This window comes from Helicobacter cetorum (genome assembly GCF_900198405.1).
GTDB lineage: Bacteria > Campylobacterota > Campylobacteria > Campylobacterales > Helicobacteraceae > Helicobacter > Helicobacter cetorum_C.
In genome coordinates this window covers 58,071-80,122 of the sequence record NZ_FZMR01000001.1, presented here as the reverse complement: position 1 = coordinate 80,122, position 22,052 = coordinate 58,071, and the positions used below count along the sequence as shown (strand labels likewise).

Sequence of the window (22,052 nt, the reverse complement as noted above, 5' to 3'; positions counted from 1 at the left end):
ATATTTAAAACTAAATCAAAAGAAATTTTAAAAGTGTATAGTGGCTAAAATACATCATTAATTACTTGTATTATTAGAATTTTCTGCTTATTTGCAATATTTTTTAAAAATATTTATCGTATCAATCAATGTTTAAAGCAATACATATTATTAAGATAGTTTTCATTAAAATGAATTTTTAATATAAAAATACTTTTAATGATTTTTTGGAAAAAATGAGACAAAAATAGCAAGTCTTAATGTTTCACGTGAAACAAATTAATCATAATTCCACCTAAAATGAGCCATTATCAATGAGTTATCATGCTAGGTATTATAATGATTACAAGTACAAAAAAATATTATTATTTTAATGCATGTTTTTCTGTGGCATAGAAAATAGAAAAATCAGTTTTTTGGTTTTATAGTAAAGAGTGTAATGTCTAAAAATTTAGATTGGAATTAGTTAGATGTGGTTCTATAGATGTGAAACAATAGCAAAATTGCTATATTTCACTTAAGGGTATTTTAACTTTTAAACAAGGATTCTAAGGCTTCTACCCCTACTTTTTGTGTTTCTTTTTCGTTTTCATTTTCAGTGTTAGCGTTCTCTTTAGCACTTGCAATCGTTTCAAATTCTATATGATAGCCTGTAAGCATGGACGCTAGGCATACATTCACTCCGCCTTTACCGATAGCCTTAGATTTTTCAGTATCCAATAAACGCACTTTAGCTTTTTGGAGATGATTATCCACAATGAAACGTTCTTGAACTTGTTCTTTATCTTCAGTGCTTAATTCTTCTAGGGGGATTTTTTTAATCTCAACGCTTAAAATTTTTGCCGGAGCTAGTGCGAGAGTTACATAAATTTCAGGCACATTAGAATACTCTATGCAATCAATATTTTCTTTATTTAATTCGTTGCTTATCGCATTGATACGCACGCCTTTAACCCCTACTGCTGCACCTATGGGGTCAATTCTAGCATTGCTTGAAAAAAAGCTCACTTTTGCCCTGTTACCCGGGATTCGCACACAATTCATCACTTCAATTTCTTTGTCTTTAATTTCAGGCACTTCTAATTCTAACAACGCTTCAAGCATTTTAGGGGTGGTACGGCTAAGTTCTAACAATAAGCCTTTTTTAGTGCGTTTGACTTGCGTTAAAACCGCTTTAATGCTATCCCCTACTTTAAAACTTTCGCCTTTAATACGATGACGCATAGAAAGAATGCCTTGAAATTGTTGTTCAATCTCAATAAAAGTGTTTTGATTTTTATCCACTAAAATCACTTGTCCTATTAAAACGCTATTAAGACGCTTTTGAAACATCTCAAAATGGCTGTCTTCTAACGCCTTTTCTAGTTGGTATTGCAAATCTTTAAAAAGGCGGTTAATCGCCCCCTGTTTCATGCTCTCTAAACTCAAGCTATAAGACAATTCGTCTTTAATCTTAACGCTTGGCTCCATTTCCTTAGCCTTAGACAAGCTGATGTATTTAGAAGGGTCATTGAGTAATCTCTCATCATCATCATCTAAAACTTCTACAAGCTGGATAAGCTGGAGTTGCTTGTTTTCTTCAATCACAGAGTAGCGTGCTAAGGGGTCTAATTCATTTTGTGCCATTTTTAATAAACAGCCTTGAATCACTTTTGAAATCATCTCTTTAGGCAAATTTTTTTCATACGCAATGCATTCTATAAGGTCGCTGATTTTTTCCATTTTCTAAGTTCCTTTAATTTCATGGGGGAGATTGTGGTTTAAAAGAAGCCCTATTATAGCTAATTTTTAAGCCTTATTTAGGATTTCTTCTAAATTTAAGGCGATTTTTTCAAAATCTTCTTCGTTCAAACTAAAGACTTCAAAACACACATGTTCGCATGAGATTCTTGTAATAATACCTTTTTGAAAAAGCTTTAAATAAAGTTTTTCACAATTTAAAGATTTTTTATTTTTAGGCTGGATTTTCACACAAAAGGATTCTATTTCTAAATTAGGCAAACTTCCTGCTCCAATGCTTGAAAAACTAGACGCTATGCTCACATTTAACTCTAGGGGTTTTAAAAAGGCATAGAGCTTTAGAGCTTTTTGTAATAAATCATCTTTAGTTTGATTCAGTAACTCACACACTTTAATCTCTTCTTTAGCGCTTATCCATGCTTTGAGACTATGAAATAATAGAGTGAGCGTAACTTTATCCACTCTAAAGGCTCTATAAAGGGGGTGGGTTTTTAAGGTGTCAATCAATTCTTTTTTACCCATAATAATGCCCGCTTGTGTGCTATTAAAGAATTTATCCGTACTAAAGCTTAAAAGCGAAGGTTTTAGGGCTAGAATCTCTTCTAAAGTCTCTTCTTTAAGATTATCTAACAAGCTCGCACTCCCTAAATCGTAATAATCAATTAGGTTATGCTCTTTGGCTAGGGTTTGTAAATCTTTAAAAGGCGTGTCTTTTTTAAAGCCTTTAAGAGTGAAGTTGCTAGGATGGATTTTAAGTAATATTTTGCTCTTTTCATTCAAGGCTAGGCGATAATCTCTTAAATAAGTGCGATTCACGCTCCCTACCAAGTGTAATTTAGCCCCACTAGCTAGTAAAATATCCTTAATCCTAAAATTCCCCCCAATTTCTACTAATTCGCCATAAGAAACGATGATTTCTTGTTGTTCGGCTAGGGCGTTAGCGATTAGAACGACTGCACTAGCGTTGTTATTGACAATTAAGACTTCTTCAGTATCAAAACACGCTTTAAAAAGCTTTTTTAAGGCCCTTAAGCGGTTGTCTCTTTTAGCGGTGTTTAAATCGCATTCTAAATCAATGGGGTTTGTTAAAACTTCCCTTAGATTAGGCTCAATTTTTTCGTAAAATTTTTGGCTAAAAAACGTTCGCCCATAATTTGACCCAAAGGCACTCACGCTTGCATTAATAATCTTTTGATAAGGGTTTTTCAAAAGATTTTGAATAGCTTGTCTAGTTTCTTTAGCCATAATTTGAGCGTTTTCTTGCTGGTTAGGCGTGAGAATGGAGGGATTTTTGCGTGCGTTTTCTATCGTTTCTGTAATGATTTTTTTTAGGAATGTCTTATTATAAGGTTCATTTTCTAAAAGTTGCAATACACTTTGAGTGCTTGGAATGGCTTGATAATTTGATTTCATCTTATTTTTCTAGTGTTAAATTTGAATATCCATCTTAGTCTAAACTCACTAAATTTCTTATAAAACTACTTCTTTAAAATCCTTAAGAGCATTTTAGTGAGTCTATTGAGCATGCGGAATTTTTTCCACAAGGTTTGGTAATTTTTATAGGGCTTTTTAGCTTTCATTTTAAAAGTATAGCCAAAAAATTCAAGAAACCTTAAAAAAGCTACTTGAATTAGAATTGATAAGACACTTGAAGACGAGCGTTAAATCCGGGTGCAGGAAGTGCCATACGCTTATCTTTAGGAATCATATCGCTTGCTGGAGCGTCTGCACTCGCTTGCCATACAGAAGTTTGGTCTACATATTGCTTATTAAGGATATTGTTAAAGACCGCAGAAAGTTGCAAACCTTTCCATTTACTTCCGGGCGGATTCCAGTTAATAAACACATTATGCACGCCATAGCCGGGCTTATGGATTTTCATTAATCCCCATTGTGGGTAATAGATAGAATAACCCTCATAGAACATGTTAGTTACAAAGCGTGAGAGCCAAGTGAGCGTAAGCCCCCAACGAGGTATGCGATAGTCAGCTTTTAAGATAAACACATTTCCTGTAGTTGCGGCTAGTGCGTAAGTGTCTGCTAATAGATGCCCTTCAGCGGTAGGCCAAGAACGCGCTACAGAAAAAGTCCCTAAGAAATTTTTGTATTTGATATTCCCTGAAACTTCATAACCATAGATATTAATGGTTTGAGGCAAGTTTCCTGACATGTTCTTCGCCGTTGCATTACCCCCACCATTTTTAGAGGCATCTTGACCATAACTATTAACAAAGTTATTAATCACTTGGTAGAATGCCGCACCTCTAACATTAAAAAACTTACTATTAAAATCCACATTAAATTCTACATTTTGACCGATTGCTGGCTTAAGATTTCTTTGATAAATTACCGTTGGATCTCTCATCAAAACGCCATCACCGGGTAATGCCCCCTTAGTTACATAAGCATAGCTCACTTTCAAGCCAATTTTTTCAATAGGGTTATAAAGAATGGTTGCAGAGGGCGAAAAGCCAGAAGTTACATGGGTGCGTCCATCTTTATCTAATAAGGTATAAATATCATAACGAGTTCCTGCACCCACGATTAAATTTCTTAAAAGATTGTAGTTGGCTTGCACATAACCACCGATGATATTACCGATAGCATGTGAATTTTGAGGCATGTTACGATAAAGAGGGTTTGGAGTGTTTAGATTTTGAGGGTATTGAGAGCTTTGGTCAGTGTAGTAATGGCGATAAGGCAAGCCTAAACCATTAGGGTTATTAGGGTCAATATTGTTTTTATAATAGCCATTCGCTCCTTTGTCTAGCCCAGAGAATACGCTGATATTTTGATAAATCATGCCGTATTCAAACACATTCCCATAGTCTTCAGATAAGGGGTGTTGCACTTTAAGATTAATTCCAGAGTTTACTAAGAAGATTCTTCTAGCTAGAGTCCCTTCAGCATCCGCATTTCCTAAAGTCCAGTCATTAGCGGTCGTGTTACTAGCATTTGGCGGTGCCATATCGTAGGCTGGATTTTTGGGGACTGGTCCTGTATATACGCCTGTTTTTGGATTTATACTCCAAGGCATAGCCGTTGCTTGCATAGGACTATCATACCCTATTTGATACCCACCAGCACCACCATTAATAGGCGTGATAGTTCCTTGCGTGCATTGTCCTGCACCCTCTAGGCTATTACACCATGGCCCCATTTCTTGAGTGTAGTATGGGTTGTAAGGTTCATTAGAATTATAAGCAAAAGGGTTTACCACAGGATTATAATTGCCCCCCCTTACCCCTAAGAAAGCAGTAGACTCAATACGAGGCTGATTAAACCTTGTGCCACCCTCATGCTTGTATTTCAAGCTTAAACTATGGTTAAAGTTAATGGTATGGGCTAATTCTTTACCGAAGTCAATCACAAAAGGTGCGGGTTGCTGACCCGGATAATTCACTTTAGAAAGAGCTGAAGTAGTGTTAGGACGCAAAAGCCTTGTAGAATTATAGCGAGTCATGCTATAGCTTAGACTGATAGTATCTGTATCATTGATATATCCATTGAATTTAGTTAAAACGCTGTTGGTCTCGCTAGGAGTTCCTATGCCTTGGTCGCTATTTCCCGGGTCGTTTAAGTCATAATTGGGGTGGAAAAGATTTCTAAAAGCGTTATTTCCGTCTCTATAATAAAAGATATTCTGGTGGTTGTAATACGCTAACATATCCCAATTTTTACCCCGATAAGCCGCAGTAAAATTCATGCGATACCCAAAGTTAGTAAAAAACCCTGCCTCAACCTTAGCGCCATAGGTTTGACCTTTTCTTAAAAAGTCATTCGCATCAATTAAAGTAAAAGCTAGTTTACCAGCAACCGCACCCGGACCTGCTGAGGCGTTCGCTGCCCCTTTTATCACTTCTACTTCTTTAATCATGTTTGGGTCAATCACGGTGTTAGCATCATGGTGAAAAATATTACCATTTTGAGCGACGCCATCTATAGTTACCCTTAAGAGACGGCTTTCAATGCCCCTAATATAAATTTTTTGTGCCATTAGTCCACCACTAGCCACATTCACATCAGCACGGGTTCTAAAAATATCTTGGACTTGGTTACTTTGTCGTTGTTGGAGTTCTTTTCTGTCAATATACATCTTATTGTTGTATTCAAAAGTTCTTTCACCCATTGTAGTAACTTTACCAAGCGTATGACTTTCTTGGGCTTCTAAACTATTTGCAACAACAAGTGAGACAAAAACGATCCTAAATCCATTTCTAAGCATTTTTATTCAGCCTTTATCCTATAAAAGTTCAACGAATTTTAACTTAACATTATTATTATTACACTATTCTATATAATAATACCTTAAACTTAGTTTTAAAATTAAGAAAATATGAAGAAAAATACTACTAATGATAATTTTGATAGATTATTACGATTTTATTGAGCGACTGAGTCTAGTATCACTCGTGATAGATTATTATTAAGCCCTCTTAAAAAGGTTTGAGAAGACACATTGATTTCAGCATTTTGGCGGAAAATATCGCTTGGTTGATTGCTTTGGCGTTGCTCTAAATCTTTGCGTTTAATAATAATAGTGTTCCCCCATTTAAAAGGCTTATAGGCATGCTTTTTGGGGTGTAGAAAGTGGGGTTTGAGTTTTAAAAACTCTTGATAGTCAGGAAAATATAAAGGTTCTAAATAAAAGGGGAGTTTTTTAGCGTTGATTGAGATTAAGCCTAAAATAAGGCTAATAAACACACTTTTTAATAACAAATTTCTATGCTACCGCCTACTTGAGAATGATTACAGACTTCTAACTTCATTATTTGTAGAGTTATCTTAGATAGGTTTGGATAGAATGTCTTGAGAATACTTGGCAATTCATTAAGCGCATCTTCTATTAAAAGATACCTTCTTTCATTCATCGTATCTTGTAGGAGTTTTTGAACTTGCATGTAATCCAAATAGTTTTTAGAACAAGGTTCTTTATAAGTGGCGTCTAAGTTTAAACGCACTTTTTGAGGGGCGTGGCGTTCATGCTCTAAAATCCCTAAAATCGTTTCAAAGATAAAATCATGCACATGAACGCTTTTAATAATAGTCATAGAACTTTCTTTTCTTTACCCAAGAGCAGATTAAAAATATTGCTAGTGTGTTTTAAGAGAGTGAAAATAAAGACTAAGACCATAGGGGTTTGTGTTCCTACTTCTTTAACAATATTAATAGAATCTGGAATATTCATATAAGGGACATAAAAAATCAAAAGGGTTGCTGTGCCAACCCCTACTATACTAGCCAATGAAGAAATTTTAAGCACTTTCCCTACAAAAAACCATACCGCTAGACCAATAAAACTTTCAATAGGAATAAGCAGTGCAACCGCACCCATAGTCGTAGAAACGCCCTTACCTCCATTGAAATTCAAAAAGGGCGAATAGCAATGCCCTAAGATACTTGCAATAGCTACCATCCATTGTAAGCTATAGTCTAAGCCAAATAATTTGCTTAAAAAAACCGCAAACATGCCTTTAAATAAATCTAAAATTAAAACAAGAACAGCGAATTGCTTGGCCTTAGCAACGCCGATATTTTGTAAAGAGCGCAACACATTAGTCGCACCAATACCCCCAGAGCCTACTTTAGTAATATCTATATCATAAAAGATTTTCATAAAAGCATAGCCAAAGGGAATCCCTCCAATCAAATAGCCTAAGATAGTAAAAATTACATTGATATTAGTTAGGAAGTTTAAAACGCCATCCATAATCTGCCTTAAAAATAGAATAGTAACATTATAACATGTTGATGCTATTCAAGCTAACGCATTAAGGTTCTTTAGGGTATAGTAGTAAGGAATTTTAAAGATTAAATTTTAGGAAAATATTATGCTTGAAACTTCTAGTTATTTTTTAAAATCGTTTCGCCTGAAACGCTATATAGGGTATGCTCTAATTTTTTTGGCTCTAGTGGTTACGCCTTTTATTCGTATTGATGGGGGGCATTTGTTTTTAATCTCGTTTGAGTATAAACAAGTGCATTTTTTAGGCAAGATTTGGAATGCTGAAGAACTACAAATCATGCCTTTTATGGTTATTTTGCTTTTCATAGGTATTTTTTTTATTACCACAAGTCTAGGGCGTGTGTGGTGTGGGTGGGCTTGTCCACAAACCTTTTTAAGAGTGCTTTATAGAGACGTGATTGAAACAAAGATTTTCAAACTCCATAAAAAGATTAACAATAAGCAAGAAACCCCTTTAAACGATTTAAACTACAAGGTGCGTAAGGCATTGAGCGTTTTGTTATTCGCCCCTATTGTAGCAGGGTTAGTGATGGTTTTTTTCTTTTATTTCATTGCTCCAGAAGACTTTTTTCTCTATCTTAAAAATCCTAGCGAGCATGCTATTGCTATGGGGTTTTGGCTGGTAAGTGCGTTAGTGGTGTTATTTGATATTGTAGTAGTTGCGGAGCGTTTTTGTATCTATCTATGCCCTTATGCAAGAGTGCAATCGGTGTTGTATGACAATGATACTTTAAACCCTATCTATGATGAAAAGCGTGGTGGAGAGCTTTATGATACTCAAGGCAATCTCTATGCTTTGCCCCCCAAAAAGCGTAGTGTGGATAATGAATGTGTGAATTGTAGGCATTGCGTGCAAGTGTGTCCTACTCATATTGATATTAGAAAGGGCTTACAATTAGAATGTATCAATTGTTTGGAATGCGTAGATGCTTGCACGATAACGATGTCTAAATATAACCGCCCTTCACTCATTCAATGGTCTTCAACAAACGCTACAAACACGCATAAAAAGGTGCGTTTAATGCGTTTAAAAACGATAGCTTACATGGTGGTTATTGCCATTGTAGTAACTCTATTAGCTATTACTTCATTTAAAAAAGAACGCATGTTATTAGATATTAATCGTAACAGCGACTTGTATGAATTACGCTCTAGTGGGTATGTGGATAATGACTATGTATTTTTATTCAGCAACACAGATAGCAAAGACCACAAGTTTTATTTCAAAGTTTTAGGACATGATGAAATTAAAATTAAAAAACCTTTAGAGCCTATTACTCTTAAAGCAGGGCAAAAGATTAAAGCGGTAGTAATTTTACGAAAACCTTTAGAAAATAACACACAAATTGCAGAGCGTCATATCAAACGCACGAGAGACACAATTATTCCTATTAAGATTCAAGCCTATAGTGTTGATGATAGAAAGATTATGATAGAGAGAGAAGCGGTGTTTATTATGCCAAGTAGCTCTAGAGATTAAGTCCCAAAGGGAAAAGGGGGAATGGTATAGAAGCAAAGAGTGTCCTTAACGCTCAATCACTTCATAAGGCAAGCCCTGCTTAGTCAATTCTTCCATAAAGGGGTCAATATTTAATTCTTCTGTATTAAACACGCCTGCCTTAAATTTTTCCATGCTCCAAGTGTCGTTGCAAATCATTTTAGCCGCACACATCGCTGGTACGCCGGTAGTATAGCTTATGGCTTGTGAGCCTACTTCTTGATAGCATTTTTTATGGTCGCACACATTGTAAATATAGAGCGTTTTATCTTGATTATTCTTTACACCGGTCATATAGCATCCAATGTTGGTTTTGCCGGTAGTATCTTTGGCTAAGGTTGCCGGATCAGGAAGCAAGGTTTTTAGAAATTGTATCGGCACGATTTTGACACCTTGATGTTCTATCTCTTTAATGCCTAGCATACCGACATTTTCTAAGCATTTCATATGGTTGAGATAATTTTGAGAAAAAGTCATAAAAAATCTTGCCCTTCTTAAGCCCTTAATGTTTTTGACTAACGATTCTAATTCTTCGTGGTATAAAAGATAGGAATCCATTTCGCCAATTTGAGGGTAAGCCCATACTTTTTTAATCTCTAAGGGCTTGGTTTCAATCCATTTGCCATTTTCATAATAACGCCCTTTAGAGCTGACCTCTCTTAAATTAATTTCAGGGTTAAAGTTGGTTGCAAAAGGGCGTTTATGATCCCCTGCATTACAATCCAAAATATCCAAAGTATGAATGGTGTCAAAATGGTGTTTTTGAGCGTGTGCTACAAAAGCGTTCGTAACGCCCGGATCAAACCCAGCCCCTAAAATCCCTAAAATTCCCGCCTCTCTATAAGCCTTATCAAACGCCCATTGCTCTTTGTATTCAAACTTCGCTAAATCCGGATGCTCGTAATTAGCGGTATCAATATAATGCGTTTTAGTCTCTAAACATGCTTGCATGATAGTTAAATCTTGATAAGGCAAAGCCACATTAATAACGACTTTAGGCTTGTATTTTTTAATCAAAGTAACTAAGGCACAAACATCATCTGCATCAATTTGCTCAATAGTGATTTCGCCCAAACCCTTTTTAAGCATACTATCTTTTATAGCTTGGCATTTGTCTAAACTCCTACTAGCTAAGACAATATGTTTAAAAACATCTCTATTCATGCCCATTTTGTGTGCTACTACACTGCCTACGCCACCAGCTCCAATTTGTAATACTGTGTGCAAAGAAATACCTACTTTCTAATCAATATCGTTTGTTCTAATGGTCTATTATATTATAATAAGATAAATTTTTTCAATTCAAGGATACAAGCTTGCAAGAAATTAAGCTAGATGTTTATGCGACTTTGGTCTGTATGGTGTTGGCGCTATTGCTTGGGCGTTATGTTATCTCTAAAATCAAATTTTTACAAGACTATGATATTCCAGAGCCTGTTGTAGGCGGTGTTTTAATAGCTTTTTCTATCATGTTAGCCCATCAATTTTATAATTTTGATTTGCAATTTGACTCTTCTTTAAAAGACCCCTTAATGCTGACTTTCTTTATTTCTATCGGTTTGAGTGCGGATTTCAAATCTTTACAAAAAGGCGGAAAAATGCTTGCGGTTTTTTTGCTTGTGGTTGTGGGGTTTGTAGTGTGTCAAAATGTTGTAGGGGTTTCTATAGCAAGTCTTTTGGGGGTGAATCCTTTAATGGGGCTTTTAGGGGGTTCTATCGCTCTAGTAGGAGGGCATGGCACAAGTGCCGCATGGGCTAATTCATTTTCGCAACCGCCTTATGATTTTGTAGGTAGTTTAGAAGTGGGCATGGTGTGCGCGACTTTTGGCTTAGTGAGTGGGGGGATTATTGGAGGGCCAGTTGCAAAATATTTGATTTCTAAATACAAGTTAAAGCCTAAGGCTGTTCAAGGCGTTGTTGCTAAAGGTTTTGAAACCCCTAAAGAAGAGCGTTTAATCACTGCATCAAGTTTTGTAGAATCTCTAGCCTTGATTGCGGTTGCATTATTAGTAGGGACTTTTTTATCTCATCTAATGCCTAAGAGTTTCACGCTACCTACTTTTGTATTATGCTTGTTTGTGGGGGTTATTTTAAGAAATGCATTATCGTTTTTTAAAATCCATAGCGTGTTTGATAGAGAAGTTTCTGTAATAGGTAATGTAAGTTTGAGCTTGTTTTTGGCTTATGCTTTAATGAGCGTGAATTTATTAGAATTGTTAAAACTTGCTGTGCCACTAGCGGTTATTTTGAGCGTTCAGGTGGTGTTTATGATACTTTATGTGGTGCTTGTAACCTTTAGAATATGTGGGAAAGATTATGATGCAGCGGTATTATGTGCTGGGCATTGTGGTTTTGGGCTTGGAGCAACCCCAACGGCTATGGTGAATATGCAAACTATTACCAACCACTATGGGGCATCGCATGTGGCGTTTATTGTCGTGCCATTAGTGGGAGCGTTTTTTATTGACATTATTAACGCTTTAGTGATTAAAGGCTTTTTGTCTTTGCCCTTTTTTCCTAGTTAAACCATGCGACTTTATGAGAGTTTATTAGAAACTTGTTTGAATAAGGCATGGGAGTATCAAACTCTAGCCTTAGAAAACCCTAGCGTTGCGTCTATGGTGCTAGATAAAGACAATGAAATAATAAGTCTAGAAGTGCATAAAAAAGCTAAAACTTCACATGCGGAAGTCCTAGCTTCAAAATCAGCTCTAAAAGTTTTACGCCCTAGTTTAAAAAGCGATTTAGAAAAATTAGAAGACCCTAAAATTCTAAGCGATTTTTTAAAAAAACACCACGATAACGCTTTTAAGAATTGTTCTTTTTTGGTAACCTTAGAGCCATGCAACTCTTATGGTAAAACCCCAGCTTGTAGTGAATTATTAGAAATTTTAAAGCCTAAAAGAGTTGTTGTTGCTACACAAGAGTGTGAAGCTAAAAAAGGGGGTTTAGAGAGATTAAAACAAGCTAAAATTGAAACTATCCTTTGTAAGAATTTAGAAAAAAAGGCTAATGATTTACTTCTACCTTTTAGGATAATGGAAAAATGTGGGCGTTTCAATTTGTTTAAACTCGCTTTAAGAATGAATGGGGATTATAAGTGTGGCAAAATTACCGGTCAAAAAAGTGCGGTTTTTACACACAATCAACGAGCCATATGCGATAATCTTATCATTTCAGGCAATACGATTAGAATGGATAACCCTTTATTAGACACTCGTTTTTGTAGTAGCTTTTATCAAAATAAAAACCCTAATATCGCTATTTTGTCTAAGCATTCTATCTATTCTAATTTAAGAGTTTTTTCTGTGCCTAATCGCTTGGTAAATGTCTATCATAGCCCTAAGGATTTGTCCCTAGATAAAGGGTTCAACCTAATTGAAGGGGGGTGGGAATTATTTGAGAGTTTAAGAGAAGAAGTAGATATGCTACTTTTATACTCTCATGCGTCTATGATTAGTGAGAGTTTTAACTCATTTGTTTTAAAAACCCCTTTTAAAGGGCGTTTATTACACACACAACTTTTAGAAAATGAAGCCCTTTTATGGATAGCAAACTCTTAAGATTATACCAGCCCTTAAACGCCTATTCTTATAATAGCGATTCACTTTTTTTATACGATTTTTTACGCCCCTTTATTAAAACGCACGATAAAATTTTAGATGTAGGCTCAGGGTGTGGAATCTTAGGCTTATTATGTGCGAGAGATAACCCGCTAGCAAGCATTCATCTTGTAGAAAAGGATAGCAAAATGGCGTTTTGTTCTCAAAAAAACGCCCTAAAATTTCCTAACACCCAAGTGTTTGAAGCTAACTTTTTAGATTTCAGTCCCCCTATTTTGTATGATATTATTGTGTGTAACCCCCCCTTTTATGCCTTAGGCTCTATTAAATCTATGACTAAAGGGCATGCAAGACACCAAAGCGAATTAGACTTTTTTTCTCTTGTTTCCAAGGTTAAAAAATGTTTGAAACCTAAGGGGTATTTTATTTTTTGTTATGAAGCCTTATCACTTTGTCTAGTCATAGAGAGCTTAAAGGGCGTTAAACTCACTTTAGAGACCTTAAGATTTGTTCAAAGTTTTAAAGACAAAAACGCCCATTTAATGCTTGGAGTTGCTAGAAATAATTCTAAAAGTGCTTTAAAAGTCTTGCCCCCCTTAATCACGCACAATTCCAAAAATCAAAGCGATAACACCAAAGAAGTTTTAAAAATCTATCAAACTTGTAACACTTATTCTATTAAAGTGCCTTTAGATCAAGGATTAGAGAATGAAATGTTCGCATTGTCAATTAGAGTTTAAAGAAAGTGAACTTTTTAAAGAGATTATAGATAATAAAGAATTGTATTTTTGTTGCACGGGGTGTGCTAGGGTGTATGCGTTATTAAAGGATTTAAACCTAGAAAGCTTTTATGACAAATTAGGCACTTCTACTTTAGCCCCTGTAGTGAGTGAAAATGCCATTAGCCCCTTAGAATTAGAACAAGCATTAGAAGAAAATGATAAAGGCGATTATATTCTTAATCTTTTGTTAGAAAAAACGCATTGTAACGCTTGTTTATGGCTTAATCAAAAGGTTTTAGAGCGATTAAGGGGGGTTAAAAAAGTAAGCGTGAATTTTACTTCGCAACATTTACAAATCGTGTTTGAGAAATCCTTAAACCCTAAAGAAATTATTCAAAAAATTGAGAGTTTGGGCTATGGAGCTAAAATCTATAACGCTAAAAACTATGCCTTAAAAGCTCAAAAAGAGCAACGCTCCTACTTGCTTACATTAAGTGTAGGGTTTTTTGCAACCATGAATTTGATGTTTATTGCCATTGCAAAATATGCGAGTTATGGCAATGGCATGGATAAGCTTATGCAAAGAAACCTAGATATCATCTCACTACTTTTAAGCTTGTTAGTGCTAGTGGTTGTGGGGCGATTTTTTATTAAGGGGGCGTTTTATGGGCTAAAGAATGGCGTTTTTGGCATGGATTTGAGCGTGTCTTTTGGGGCGTTATCGGCGTTTGTTTATTCCATTTATGCCATGCTTAACTCACAAGAGACTTATTTTGAAGCTAGTAGCACGATTTTAAGTCTTGTTTTTGGTTCTAAGTTTTTGGAATTAAAGGCTAGGTTGTTTGCGAATGAAAAATGCCTAGCTTTAGAATCACATGAAATTCATAGTGTGATAGTTGTAGAAAATAATAAGCATATTGAAAAACACCCCAAAGATGTCGCTATAGGTTCAACTATTTTTGTGCCTAGTGGAGCTAAAATCGCATTAGATGGAGAGCTTTTAAGTAGTGCGAGTGTAGATGCGTCTTTAATTAGTGGGGAGTTTAAGCCTTTGGAATTAGGGCTTAAGGATAAGATTTTAGGGGGGTATGTGAATGTAGGTGTGCCTTTTAGCTATCAAGTGAGTGCGAATTTTCAAAACTCACGCCTTTGTAGTTTATTAGAAACTTTAAAAAAGAGTTTTTTAGAAAAGCCTTTAATTGAGAGTAGTGCGAATAAAATTGCGGATATTTTTTCTAAAGCGGTATTGTTTTTAGCCTTTTTAAGCTTTATATTATGGCAATTTGGTTTGGGGGCTAATTTTGAAAAAGCTTTAATGGTGTGTATTAGCGTGTTAGTCATAAGCTGTCCTTGTGCGTTCGCTTTAGCTACGCCTATTGCCTTAGTGATAGGGGTGTTTAAAAACCCTTTGATTGTGTTTAAAGAGTTGTTGTTTTTAGAAACTCTAGCAAAAGTCAAAAAAATCTTTATAGATAAAACCGGCACGCTCACTCAAAAAGAAGTCCTTTTAAAAGAGAGCATTATTTATGAAAACTTTGATAAAAGGCTTTTAAAGAGCCTTTTAAAAACTAGAGAGCATTTAGCTCATAAACCTATCATTCAATCGCTAGATTGCGATGAGGTTATCTTAGAAAAAATAGAGTTTTTTGCCCATGGTTTGAAAGCACATTATCACAATGAAACCTTTCTAGTGGGGAGCTTGAAATTTTTAGATTCTATGGGAGTTAGTTTAAGGGTTAAAGAGAGTGCGAATATTGTGGTAGGCTTTGCTAAAAATAAGACCTTACAAGCGGTATTTATCTTAGAAGAGCGTTTAAAATCTAATGCTAAAGAAGTCATTCTAGCTTTACAAAATAAGGGTTTAGAATTAGAAATTTTAAGTGGGGATAATGAAAATTCTGTTAAAAGTTGTGCAAAAAAATTAGGGATTTCTAAATATCAAGCGAACTTGAAGCCTGAAGATAAGGCTCAAATAGTAGGTTCTTATAAGGGTGTGTGTGCCATGATAGGCGATGGCAATAATGATGCCTTAGCCTTAAAAAAAGCGAATGTTTCCTTAGGGTTTGAAAAAAGTGCTTTGAGCAAGAGTGCGTGTGATATTTTGCTTTTAGAAGAAGATTTGAGTTTGTTAGAAAAAGCACTAAGTAATGCTAAAAAAGTCTATAAGATAGTGCTACAAAACATTATTTTAAGCTTGATTTATAACGCTATTTTAATTCCTGTAGCTATGCTAGGATATATCAACCCTTTAATAGCGAGCTTAAGCATGAGTGCTAGTTCGCTATTAGTGGTGTTAAATTCTTTGAGATTGAAACGCTCTTAAACAAACCACATCGTCTTTGCCAAAATAGCGATTAAAAAACCAAACGCTAAAGCGATGTGATGGATATATTTACCAATGGGGTTAACCTTGCCTAAAAATTTACAAGATAAAGAAAAAAGCACCAAAGCAAAAATGCTTAGAGCTAAAATCACTTTAACCATAAGCACTTTTTGAAAAGGGGTTTCACACCAGCCTTTATCGCCCCCCATATATTGACTAAGCATCATGCCCCCTGTGATAACAAGCGTCAAAACGCATAAGGGCATAATCTTAATCGCTCTTTTAGTAATACCCATATTAGCCTTATTAGCAAACTCTTCGCCAAACATTTTCTTCACATTAGGGAAAATTACCATATCAAAAAACAAGTAGCCGATAAAAATAATCGCACACAATAAGTGAATCACCAAAATATACGGATAAATCGCTGTCATAGGAACTTCCTTAGGGGTTTTGTAAAAAGGCTCACACTATCATATTTTAGTTAATGAAATATAAGTTGGAGAAAATCTTTGAGTGTGATTTTTTGTTGACTTTTAAGAGTGCAATAGGCTATAATAAAATAATTAAGAAAGTAATACTTAGGCATCTAGCCTAGATAATAATACTCAAATTCCGTCAAAAAGAGATAGAAGTAGGATGCAAAATCGTAAGAAGATTGTTAGGGGTTTTAGTGCTAAAAGGTCTGTTTTAATGGTTGATTCTTTGGGTGTTTGTCAAAAAAGTTCTGTTATGTTAGGGGTTTTTTTAGGCTCATTACTATTATCTTCTCCTCTACTAGCTTATGAGAAGAATGGTGCGTTTGTAGGCATTAGCTTAGAGATTGGTAGGGCTGACCAAAAGACAAACGCTTACAAAGACGGCTCTTTGTTTCAAATACCTAATGGAACTGTTTCATCAAACAATTTGCCTGTGGATACAAATGTTCCATTTGCCAAAGATAAAAGTGGAAAAGATGTAACCAATGTGCCTTTGCACGACAATAATATACCCCAACAAAAGCTTGGTAGTCCCGGTGGTTGTTCACAAGGAAATTGCGTAGTTAATTGGAGTGGGCTGACTATGCCTAGCACTAATAAAAATCTTTTGGGGCATAACCAACCTATGTATGGGCTAGGTGTGATGACAGGCTATAAGCACTTCATGGGTAAAAAGAAGTGGTTTGGTATGCGTTATTATGGTTTCTTTGATTATGGGCATTCAAATTTTTCTAATTCTAGAGCTGCTAATGCCATATCACCTTTTTATCTAAGCAATCAAAAAGTAGATATGTATACTTATGGTTTTGGCACAGACATGCTTTTTAATATCATTAACAAAGATAAGGCTACAGCAGGGTTTTTTGTGGGTGTAAATTTTGCTGGTAACACTTGGACGAATAATCGTGTGGGGTATTTTGAAGATGGCTATGTTTATGGTGTAAATACCGATGCTAATGCGTATAATACCAATGCTGATGGTACGATTACATGCGGGGATACTACTCCAGCTAGTTGTAGCGTGGGTATCAATCCTAATAGTGAGTATGCTACAGGAAAATTAAATTCTAAAGTGAATAACACACACTTTCAATTTTTAGTTAATGTGGGGATTAGAACGAATTTCTTCAAACACCATGGCATCGAATTTGGAATTAAAATCCCTACGATTCCTAATAAGTTTTTTAAGGGTTCTACGACTATTAGAGAGAAGAGTCAAGGTTTAGCAAATAATGGAAAACCAACAACTATCGTTGGGCCAGAGACAACTTTCAGCTTGACTCAAACCTTGTATCGCCAATATTCTATGTATTTACGCTATATATATACTTTCTAATGTTTTTATACTATAAATAATAATTTATTTTAGCATTAATTTTTGTGTAGGATTTTTTAAAATAGTGGGATGAGGTTAATAGATATTCAGTACTGGTTGTAAAATTTCCTTGCATTTTCTGTTTTTTATAAAATCATCGATAGCATAATAAGATATATCGATGCCATCTTTAAAATTCAGCAAGTCTTACATGCTCTTTGGTATTGCCATTTTGGAGCCGTAAAAAAACTTGAAATTTTATTATTTGTGTTATTCTAATATAAGCTTTCAGATTCTAGAATTAGTATCATTTCTAAGTCGTTTTGATTTCTATCTCTAAAAATAAGTGTACTTTTGCATGGATTTTTTAGTCTTATTGCATTTGTCGTTGCTTATAGTAAGTTTTACTGCTAAAAGTATTTTCATTTGACAGCGACAAAATCTAAATTTAGTTTAATTTGGTATTCTTTATGCAAATGCCTTTTGATGTTAAGATATAAAAACTTCTTGTGTTTTCTTAAAAAGCTTTAAGCTATGTTTTAAATGACTATCTTTTTTCATAGTTGTTTTCTATGAGCTTTGTCTTTGAGCCGATATAACGGCGGTTGTTTAGATTGAATTTTTCCACTAGCTACCTTTGAATTAAGAGAATAAGTAGTGTAGTGGCTTTAGCTTTAAATGTTTCTAAAATAAGAGAATTTCCCTTATTTTGAAGCCTGTGCGAAAGAATGGCAAGTCAAACTTTGGCTAAAAGGATTAGCTATGGGTTGCTCCACGCGCACAAGCTGGATATATCTAATCGTGTTATTAAACCCAGAAGTCAGAGCGTTTAAAATATCATGTAAATGACGCAAAGGGAATAAATCATGAGCGTAATGTTCATACGAACGCCCGGGCGTGTTGGTGCGTAAAGCAATAAGACCATCTCTGGTTTGGATAATGGGTAAGGCATGCCCTACCATTTGATTCGTGCGTCCTGATGAATCAATGCTATAGATAAATACAATCCATACGCTTCCTACTTCTGCATCAAGCAAATTTTGTAGATGCTGAAGGTATTGTGATGAATCTAGCATGGGTGTAGTGGCGATTTGATACCCTGCTAACATGGTATAGCTCATGCCTGCATGAGCGTGAGCAGAACGGGTAGGCATGTAAGCGGGGTCGCTCACCCTACGGATAAATTCGCCCGGAATTTCTAAGGCTAGAGCAAGTCCTGGAAAGCGTGAAGTGAAAGAGATAAAAGGGTCAGTATTTTCTCTTGTGTCAAATAATGCACCCCCACTTTGCAAGGGGTTATCTGTATAGCGTAAGAGCTCCAAGACCATTTGATAGCTTTGCAAGAGACACGCCCCACACATTCCAATACGACTAACCACCCCACGCACACAAGTAGTTGCAATCGCATGCAAGCGTTTTTTCCAAGCATCGCTTAAGCGAAAATCACTTCCCAAACCTAATAAATCACGGCTAGTTTTTCTGTGAGCGATACTAGGGTCTAAAATAGGGTTTTGTGCTGCCCCCTTAGAGCAAGTCTCTAAACTTGTATGCAGAAAACGGGACAAATCATTGATGGCATTATCCAAATAGAAATAATCTATAGGCGTGTTAGCATCATCTTGATTAGCGTATGAAGGGTTGATAAAATAAGGCACACCCCAATAAGGTCCATAAGTTTTCACTCTTAAATTATTTCCATAAGCATCCAAGATAATGGCTTTATTATCCACTAATAAGAGCTGAAAAGATTGATTTTTATTGTTTTCTTTTTCTTTTTGTGTCAGCTCATCTTTACAAGGACCGAAACGAACATACTCCCATGAATCAATACCAGAACTTGAAGTCAAGCCATATAGTTCGCCAGTGTCTTTATGGTATTGTGCGATATGTCCTGTGATAGGATTGTAATAATAGTAAGTGATAAAATCAAGTGCAGAACGTTTGCTTTCCATATAATACACTACGCCTTTCTTTTCATAAAGCCATGAGATGGGGGTTTTGAAACTGAAATTAAACACTTCGCTTGGATGGGCTAGAAAATGATTTGTTTTATCGCTTAAGTGAAAATCATAATAATCTGTGGCATTTTTAGAAATATAGAGCGTGTTTTTATAAACCTTAACAACAAATTCCTTGTTAGCCGTAAGAATTTTCTTGTCTCTAATAATGAAGCGTTGGTTATCGTCATTCAAAACCGCAGGACTGAAAGTTAAATAGTCCCATTTTTGTGTGCTTGAACCATAAATGCCTGTAACACTATCAGGGGCAGTGAGAGCCAAATGCACCCCATGATGGACAAAGATAATGCGGCCTAAAAAATCCATGCTTGCTGTGATAGAGCCATTCACAGCTCCTAACATGGGGTAGCTTTCGCCCTTATAAAAAACCAAATGCAAGCCATAAGTTTTTCCATCAAGAACAATCTCTATGTTTTTTGTAAAATCAGCCATTTAGAATCCTTATTAATTTTGATAAACATTATAATATGTATTCTTGTTTTTAAGAAAACTTGTTGCTAAAAACTTTTACTTTTTGTGAATTTTTATTAAAATGGTGATACTTTTTTATATTACGATATATAAGAAGTGCGTTATAAATATATTTTTAAGATAGAGAGTTAAAGAATTTTAGGGTTATTTTGTTAAAAGCGGTCGTCTAGAGTTTAGCATTGAGCTCTTTAAGATACCAAAGACTTAGACCTAAGAATAAGAAAAAGGGTAGCAACACGCCAATTTCAGGCATAAACATTCCTGAAACACTGAATTTTCCTAAAGCAAAGAATAACCCCCAAATAACGAGCGTGATAATGATAAATTTTAGCCCTAAAAGGGCTAGATTTTCATAGCGAGCAAGGCTTGGCGAAAAATAAGCGATTAAAACGCTTAAAAACGGCACAAAAAAGGGCAAGATTCCAAACACATATAAAAAAGCACGCACTTTTTTGGTATCTGCCTTTTGGCGCATTAAAGCATGCAAGGAAAAAATAGCATCTGTAATAGAAACCGCTGGCTTATTTTGATAGATAGTGTCTAAAACTTTAGGGCGAAAATTTTTGAGTGTTTTAAAGGTTTTTAAATGCGTGGTTTTTAGGGCATTTGTGCCTAATTCAAAATTCAAGGGCATGTTATAGATAGTGGCATCATACAATATCCAATACTTGCCTTCAAAAAAGGCCTCTTTAGCCTCAGCATAAGATTCTAGCACTTTATCTTTTAGGCGAAAAACCTTGATATTTTCAGCTTTTTGTAATAACGGATTAATCTTGCCAAAATACACATAATCATCATTGTATTTCACTAATAAATGCTCTGAAGCACTCAAAGATTCTTCTTTATAGATGAGATTTTGTGTTTTTTCTTCCATATACACAAAAGAAGTCGCATTCAATCCCACATAAATAGAAGTGAAAAACAGGCTAATGATAAGCACAGGGTTTAAAATCTGGCGTTTGGAAAAGCCAATGGATAATAAGGCGGTGTATTGATTAGACTTAATAAAAGTAATATAAAATAAAACCATTGCTAAAAGCAAAGAAATGGGTAAGGTGTAATTGAGAGCAAATAATATATCATAAGTAAAAAATAAGATAATCATGTTCGCAGAATCAGGCATTTTATCGGCATATTTCAAGCTATCAATGCTTACAAAAAACAATTCTAAGGCTAAAAGCACGATTAAAAAATATTTGAAATAATACCACCCTACAAATCTAAACAAACGCATTCAAGCCCCTAAAAGGGTTTTTTAAATTAGAAAAAATCAATGAAATTTTAAAATTTTTAGTAAAAAAGAATTTTAAAAGAGTGTTTAAATGTTTTTTAAAAGCATGACAAATAGAATGGATTTTTTCTAAAAAATTAAAAAAAGAATGTTTTTTAAAGAGATTATTTTTCAAACATAAAAAAAAGCGGTTAATGAAAAATATTTTTTTAACAATACTAAAATTAAGGTTTTTTAAAAATAAAAAATCATTTAAAGCTTGTTTTTCTAAAGAATTGAATTTCATGCATAAAAAAATAACTTTAATGAAAAATGTTTTTTTCAAGATTTTTAAAAGAGTGTTTGGATTAAGTTTCTTAAAAATTTTAATCAAAATGCTTTTTAAGTTATTTTCTAGCATTGCTACTAGCTCTCTAAAATCAAAGGATTTTTAAGGGTGAAACGATTTTGTGTGGCGTTAAAGTCATGTGTTTTTATAAAAAATTTTAAGGCATTTTTAGCATGCTCAAACACAGCGTTTTTTAGAGATTCTTCGTTTTCATTGAATCTTGAAAGCACATGTTCAGTAACATTAGCCCCCTTAGAAATACCCACCCTTAAACGATAATAATTATTAGAACAGAGCAAATCAATGGATTTTAAGCCATTATGCCCCCCATTCCCTCCGCCATTTTTAAACTTCATAACACCTAAAGCTAGGTCTAATTCATCATGGATAACTAAAATTTTTTGGGGTTTATAAAAATTTTTAACGCTTAGGACACTTTCGCCACTCAAATTCATGTAAGTTTGGGGTTTAAGCAAGATAAAATCGTTATAAATACATATACACGCATTATGCTTAGAAGAAAAAGTGAAAGAGATATTAAAATCTTTAGTCAGTAAGTCCAAAATGTCAAAGCCGACATTATGCCTTGTGTAAGCATAACGCTCAGTAGGGTTGCCTAAACCTACTAAAAGCGTCATA

17 protein-coding genes and 1 pseudogene are annotated in these 22,052 nt (G+C 34.9%); 6 read left to right on the top strand and 12 right to left on the bottom strand.

Going from position 1 to position 22,052, the window contains the following annotated elements:
• Positions 1 to 507: 507 nt before the first annotated feature.
• The 6 genes from C6H25_RS00390 to plsY all read right to left on the bottom strand — a co-directional run bounded on the left by C6H25_RS00390 (position 508) and on the right by plsY (position 7,429).
• Positions 508 to 1,701 carry a NusA N-terminal domain-containing protein gene (locus C6H25_RS00390; RefSeq protein WP_104747510.1) on the bottom strand — a complete coding sequence of 398 codons (1,194 nt, stop codon included), beginning with the start codon at positions 1,699 to 1,701 and terminating at the stop codon, positions 508 to 510.
• 66 nt (positions 1,702 to 1,767) lie between these two features.
• Positions 1,768 to 3,132: an L-seryl-tRNA(Sec) selenium transferase gene (gene selA / locus C6H25_RS00385; protein WP_104747509.1), complete on the bottom strand. Its 1,365-nt coding sequence runs from the start codon at positions 3,130 to 3,132 to the stop codon at positions 1,768 to 1,770.
• Between the two features lie 217 nt (positions 3,133 to 3,349).
• Positions 3,350 to 5,944: a TonB-dependent receptor domain-containing protein gene (locus C6H25_RS00380; protein ID WP_104747508.1), complete on the bottom strand. Its 2,595-nt coding sequence runs from the start codon at positions 5,942 to 5,944 to the stop codon at positions 3,350 to 3,352.
• A gap of 158 nt (positions 5,945 to 6,102) precedes the next feature.
• Positions 6,103 to 6,438 (bottom strand): Plug domain-containing protein, encoded by a 336-nt coding sequence (locus C6H25_RS00375; RefSeq protein WP_199768899.1) that lies wholly within the window; start codon positions 6,436 to 6,438, stop codon positions 6,103 to 6,105.
• The gene (locus tag C6H25_RS00370; RefSeq protein ID WP_104747507.1) at positions 6,429 to 6,770 is read right to left on the bottom strand and encodes a FolB domain-containing protein; all 342 of its coding nucleotides are present in this window, start codon (positions 6,768 to 6,770) and stop codon (positions 6,429 to 6,431) included. Before C6H25_RS00370 ends, C6H25_RS00375 begins: the two co-directional genes overlap by 10 nt.
• Positions 6,767 to 7,429 (bottom strand): glycerol-3-phosphate 1-O-acyltransferase PlsY, encoded by a 663-nt coding sequence (gene plsY / locus C6H25_RS00365; RefSeq protein ID WP_104747506.1) that lies wholly within the window; start codon positions 7,427 to 7,429, stop codon positions 6,767 to 6,769. The genes C6H25_RS00370 and plsY overlap by 4 nt, the downstream gene beginning before the upstream one ends.
• Positions 7,430 to 7,550: 121 nt before the next feature.
• On the opposite strand from plsY, the gene ccoG reads away from it, so the two are divergent.
• A complete protein-coding gene (ccoG, locus tag C6H25_RS00360) occupies positions 7,551 to 8,945 on the top strand; it encodes a cytochrome c oxidase accessory protein CcoG (protein ID WP_104747505.1) in 1,395 nt (464 codons plus the stop codon).
• A 45-nt stretch (positions 8,946 to 8,990) separates the two neighbouring features.
• Here ccoG and C6H25_RS00355 read toward each other — a convergent pair whose 3' ends face one another.
• Positions 8,991 to 10,190: a saccharopine dehydrogenase family protein gene (locus C6H25_RS00355; protein ID WP_104747504.1), complete on the bottom strand. Its 1,200-nt coding sequence runs from the start codon at positions 10,188 to 10,190 to the stop codon at positions 8,991 to 8,993.
• A gap of 89 nt (positions 10,191 to 10,279) precedes the next feature.
• Between C6H25_RS00355 and gltS the strand changes: the two genes are divergently transcribed.
• The 4 genes from gltS to C6H25_RS00335 are packed head-to-tail and all read left to right on the top strand — an operon-like array spanning position 10,280 to position 15,571.
• Entirely contained in the window at positions 10,280 to 11,488 is a 1,209-nt protein-coding gene (gltS, locus tag C6H25_RS00350) for a sodium/glutamate symporter (protein WP_104747503.1), read from the top strand.
• Between the two features lie 3 nt (positions 11,489 to 11,491).
• The gene (locus C6H25_RS00345; protein ID WP_104747502.1) at positions 11,492 to 12,526 is read left to right on the top strand and encodes a bifunctional diaminohydroxyphosphoribosylaminopyrimidine deaminase/5-amino-6-(5-phosphoribosylamino)uracil reductase; all 1,035 of its coding nucleotides are present in this window, start codon (positions 11,492 to 11,494) and stop codon (positions 12,524 to 12,526) included.
• Positions 12,508 to 13,266, top strand: coding sequence for a tRNA1(Val) (adenine(37)-N6)-methyltransferase (locus C6H25_RS00340; RefSeq protein WP_104747501.1), 759 nt, complete (start codon positions 12,508 to 12,510; stop codon positions 13,264 to 13,266). The genes C6H25_RS00345 and C6H25_RS00340 overlap by 19 nt, the downstream gene beginning before the upstream one ends.
• On the top strand, positions 13,235 to 15,571 hold the full coding sequence (locus tag C6H25_RS00335; RefSeq protein WP_104747500.1) for a heavy metal translocating P-type ATPase: 2,337 nt from the start codon (positions 13,235 to 13,237) through the stop codon (positions 15,569 to 15,571). The genes C6H25_RS00340 and C6H25_RS00335 overlap by 32 nt, the downstream gene beginning before the upstream one ends.
• Here C6H25_RS00335 and C6H25_RS00330 read toward each other — a convergent pair.
• Positions 15,568 to 16,005: a CopD family copper resistance protein gene (locus C6H25_RS00330; protein ID WP_104747499.1), complete on the bottom strand. Its 438-nt coding sequence runs from the start codon at positions 16,003 to 16,005 to the stop codon at positions 15,568 to 15,570. The genes C6H25_RS00335 and C6H25_RS00330 overlap by 4 nt on opposite strands.
• Before the next feature lie 592 nt (positions 16,006 to 16,597).
• On the opposite strand from C6H25_RS00330, the pseudogene C6H25_RS00325 reads away from it, so the two are divergent.
• A pseudogene (locus C6H25_RS00325) lies at positions 16,598 to 17,386 on the top strand (outer membrane protein); the annotation flags it as partial.
• Positions 17,387 to 18,069: 683 nt separating this feature from the next.
• Here C6H25_RS00325 and C6H25_RS00320 read toward each other — a convergent pair.
• The 4 genes from C6H25_RS00320 to pth all read right to left on the bottom strand — a co-directional run bounded on the left by C6H25_RS00320 (position 18,070) and on the right by pth (position 22,051).
• A complete protein-coding gene (locus tag C6H25_RS00320) occupies positions 18,070 to 19,815 on the bottom strand; it encodes a DUF1561 family protein (protein WP_104747497.1) in 1,746 nt (581 codons plus the stop codon).
• 205 nt (positions 19,816 to 20,020) lie between these two features.
• Positions 20,021 to 21,088: an LptF/LptG family permease gene (locus tag C6H25_RS00315; RefSeq protein ID WP_104747496.1), complete on the bottom strand. Its 1,068-nt coding sequence runs from the start codon at positions 21,086 to 21,088 to the stop codon at positions 20,021 to 20,023.
• Positions 21,075 to 21,485 carry a hypothetical protein gene (locus C6H25_RS00310; protein ID WP_104747495.1) on the bottom strand — a complete coding sequence of 137 codons (411 nt, stop codon included), beginning with the start codon at positions 21,483 to 21,485 and terminating at the stop codon, positions 21,075 to 21,077. Before C6H25_RS00310 ends, C6H25_RS00315 begins: the two co-directional genes overlap by 14 nt.
• A 5-nt stretch (positions 21,486 to 21,490) precedes the next feature.
• Positions 21,491 to 22,051: an aminoacyl-tRNA hydrolase gene (gene pth, locus C6H25_RS00305; protein WP_104747494.1), complete on the bottom strand. Its 561-nt coding sequence runs from the start codon at positions 22,049 to 22,051 to the stop codon at positions 21,491 to 21,493.
• Position 22,052: the final 1 nt, after the last annotated feature.

Coding starts and splice junctions, on each gene's coding strand:
- C6H25_RS00380 (WP_104747508.1), bottom strand. CDS start 5,944: ATGCTTAGAAATGGATTTAGGATCGTTTTTGTCTCACTTGTTGTTGCA.
- C6H25_RS00370 (WP_104747507.1), bottom strand. CDS start 6,770: ATGACTATTATTAAAAGCGTTCATGTGCATGATTTTATCTTTGAAACG.
- C6H25_RS00315 (WP_104747496.1), bottom strand. CDS start 21,088: ATGCGTTTGTTTAGATTTGTAGGGTGGTATTATTTCAAATATTTTTTA.
- selA (WP_104747509.1), bottom strand. CDS start 3,132: ATGAAATCAAATTATCAAGCCATTCCAAGCACTCAAAGTGTATTGCAA.
- C6H25_RS00330 (WP_104747499.1), bottom strand. CDS start 16,005: ATGACAGCGATTTATCCGTATATTTTGGTGATTCACTTATTGTGTGCG.
- plsY (WP_104747506.1), bottom strand. CDS start 7,429: ATGGATGGCGTTTTAAACTTCCTAACTAATATCAATGTAATTTTTACT.
- C6H25_RS00320 (WP_104747497.1), bottom strand. CDS start 19,815: ATGGCTGATTTTACAAAAAACATAGAGATTGTTCTTGATGGAAAAACT.
- C6H25_RS00335 (WP_104747500.1), top strand. CDS start 13,235: ATGAAATGTTCGCATTGTCAATTAGAGTTTAAAGAAAGTGAACTTTTT.
- C6H25_RS00340 (WP_104747501.1), top strand. CDS start 12,508: ATGGATAGCAAACTCTTAAGATTATACCAGCCCTTAAACGCCTATTCT.
- C6H25_RS00345 (WP_104747502.1), top strand. CDS start 11,492: ATGCGACTTTATGAGAGTTTATTAGAAACTTGTTTGAATAAGGCATGG.
- C6H25_RS00310 (WP_104747495.1), bottom strand. CDS start 21,485: ATGCTAGAAAATAACTTAAAAAGCATTTTGATTAAAATTTTTAAGAAA.
- pth (WP_104747494.1), bottom strand. CDS start 22,051: ATGACGCTTTTAGTAGGTTTAGGCAACCCTACTGAGCGTTATGCTTAC.
- ccoG (WP_104747505.1), top strand. CDS start 7,551: ATGCTTGAAACTTCTAGTTATTTTTTAAAATCGTTTCGCCTGAAACGC.
- C6H25_RS00390 (WP_104747510.1), bottom strand. CDS start 1,701: ATGGAAAAAATCAGCGACCTTATAGAATGCATTGCGTATGAAAAAAAT.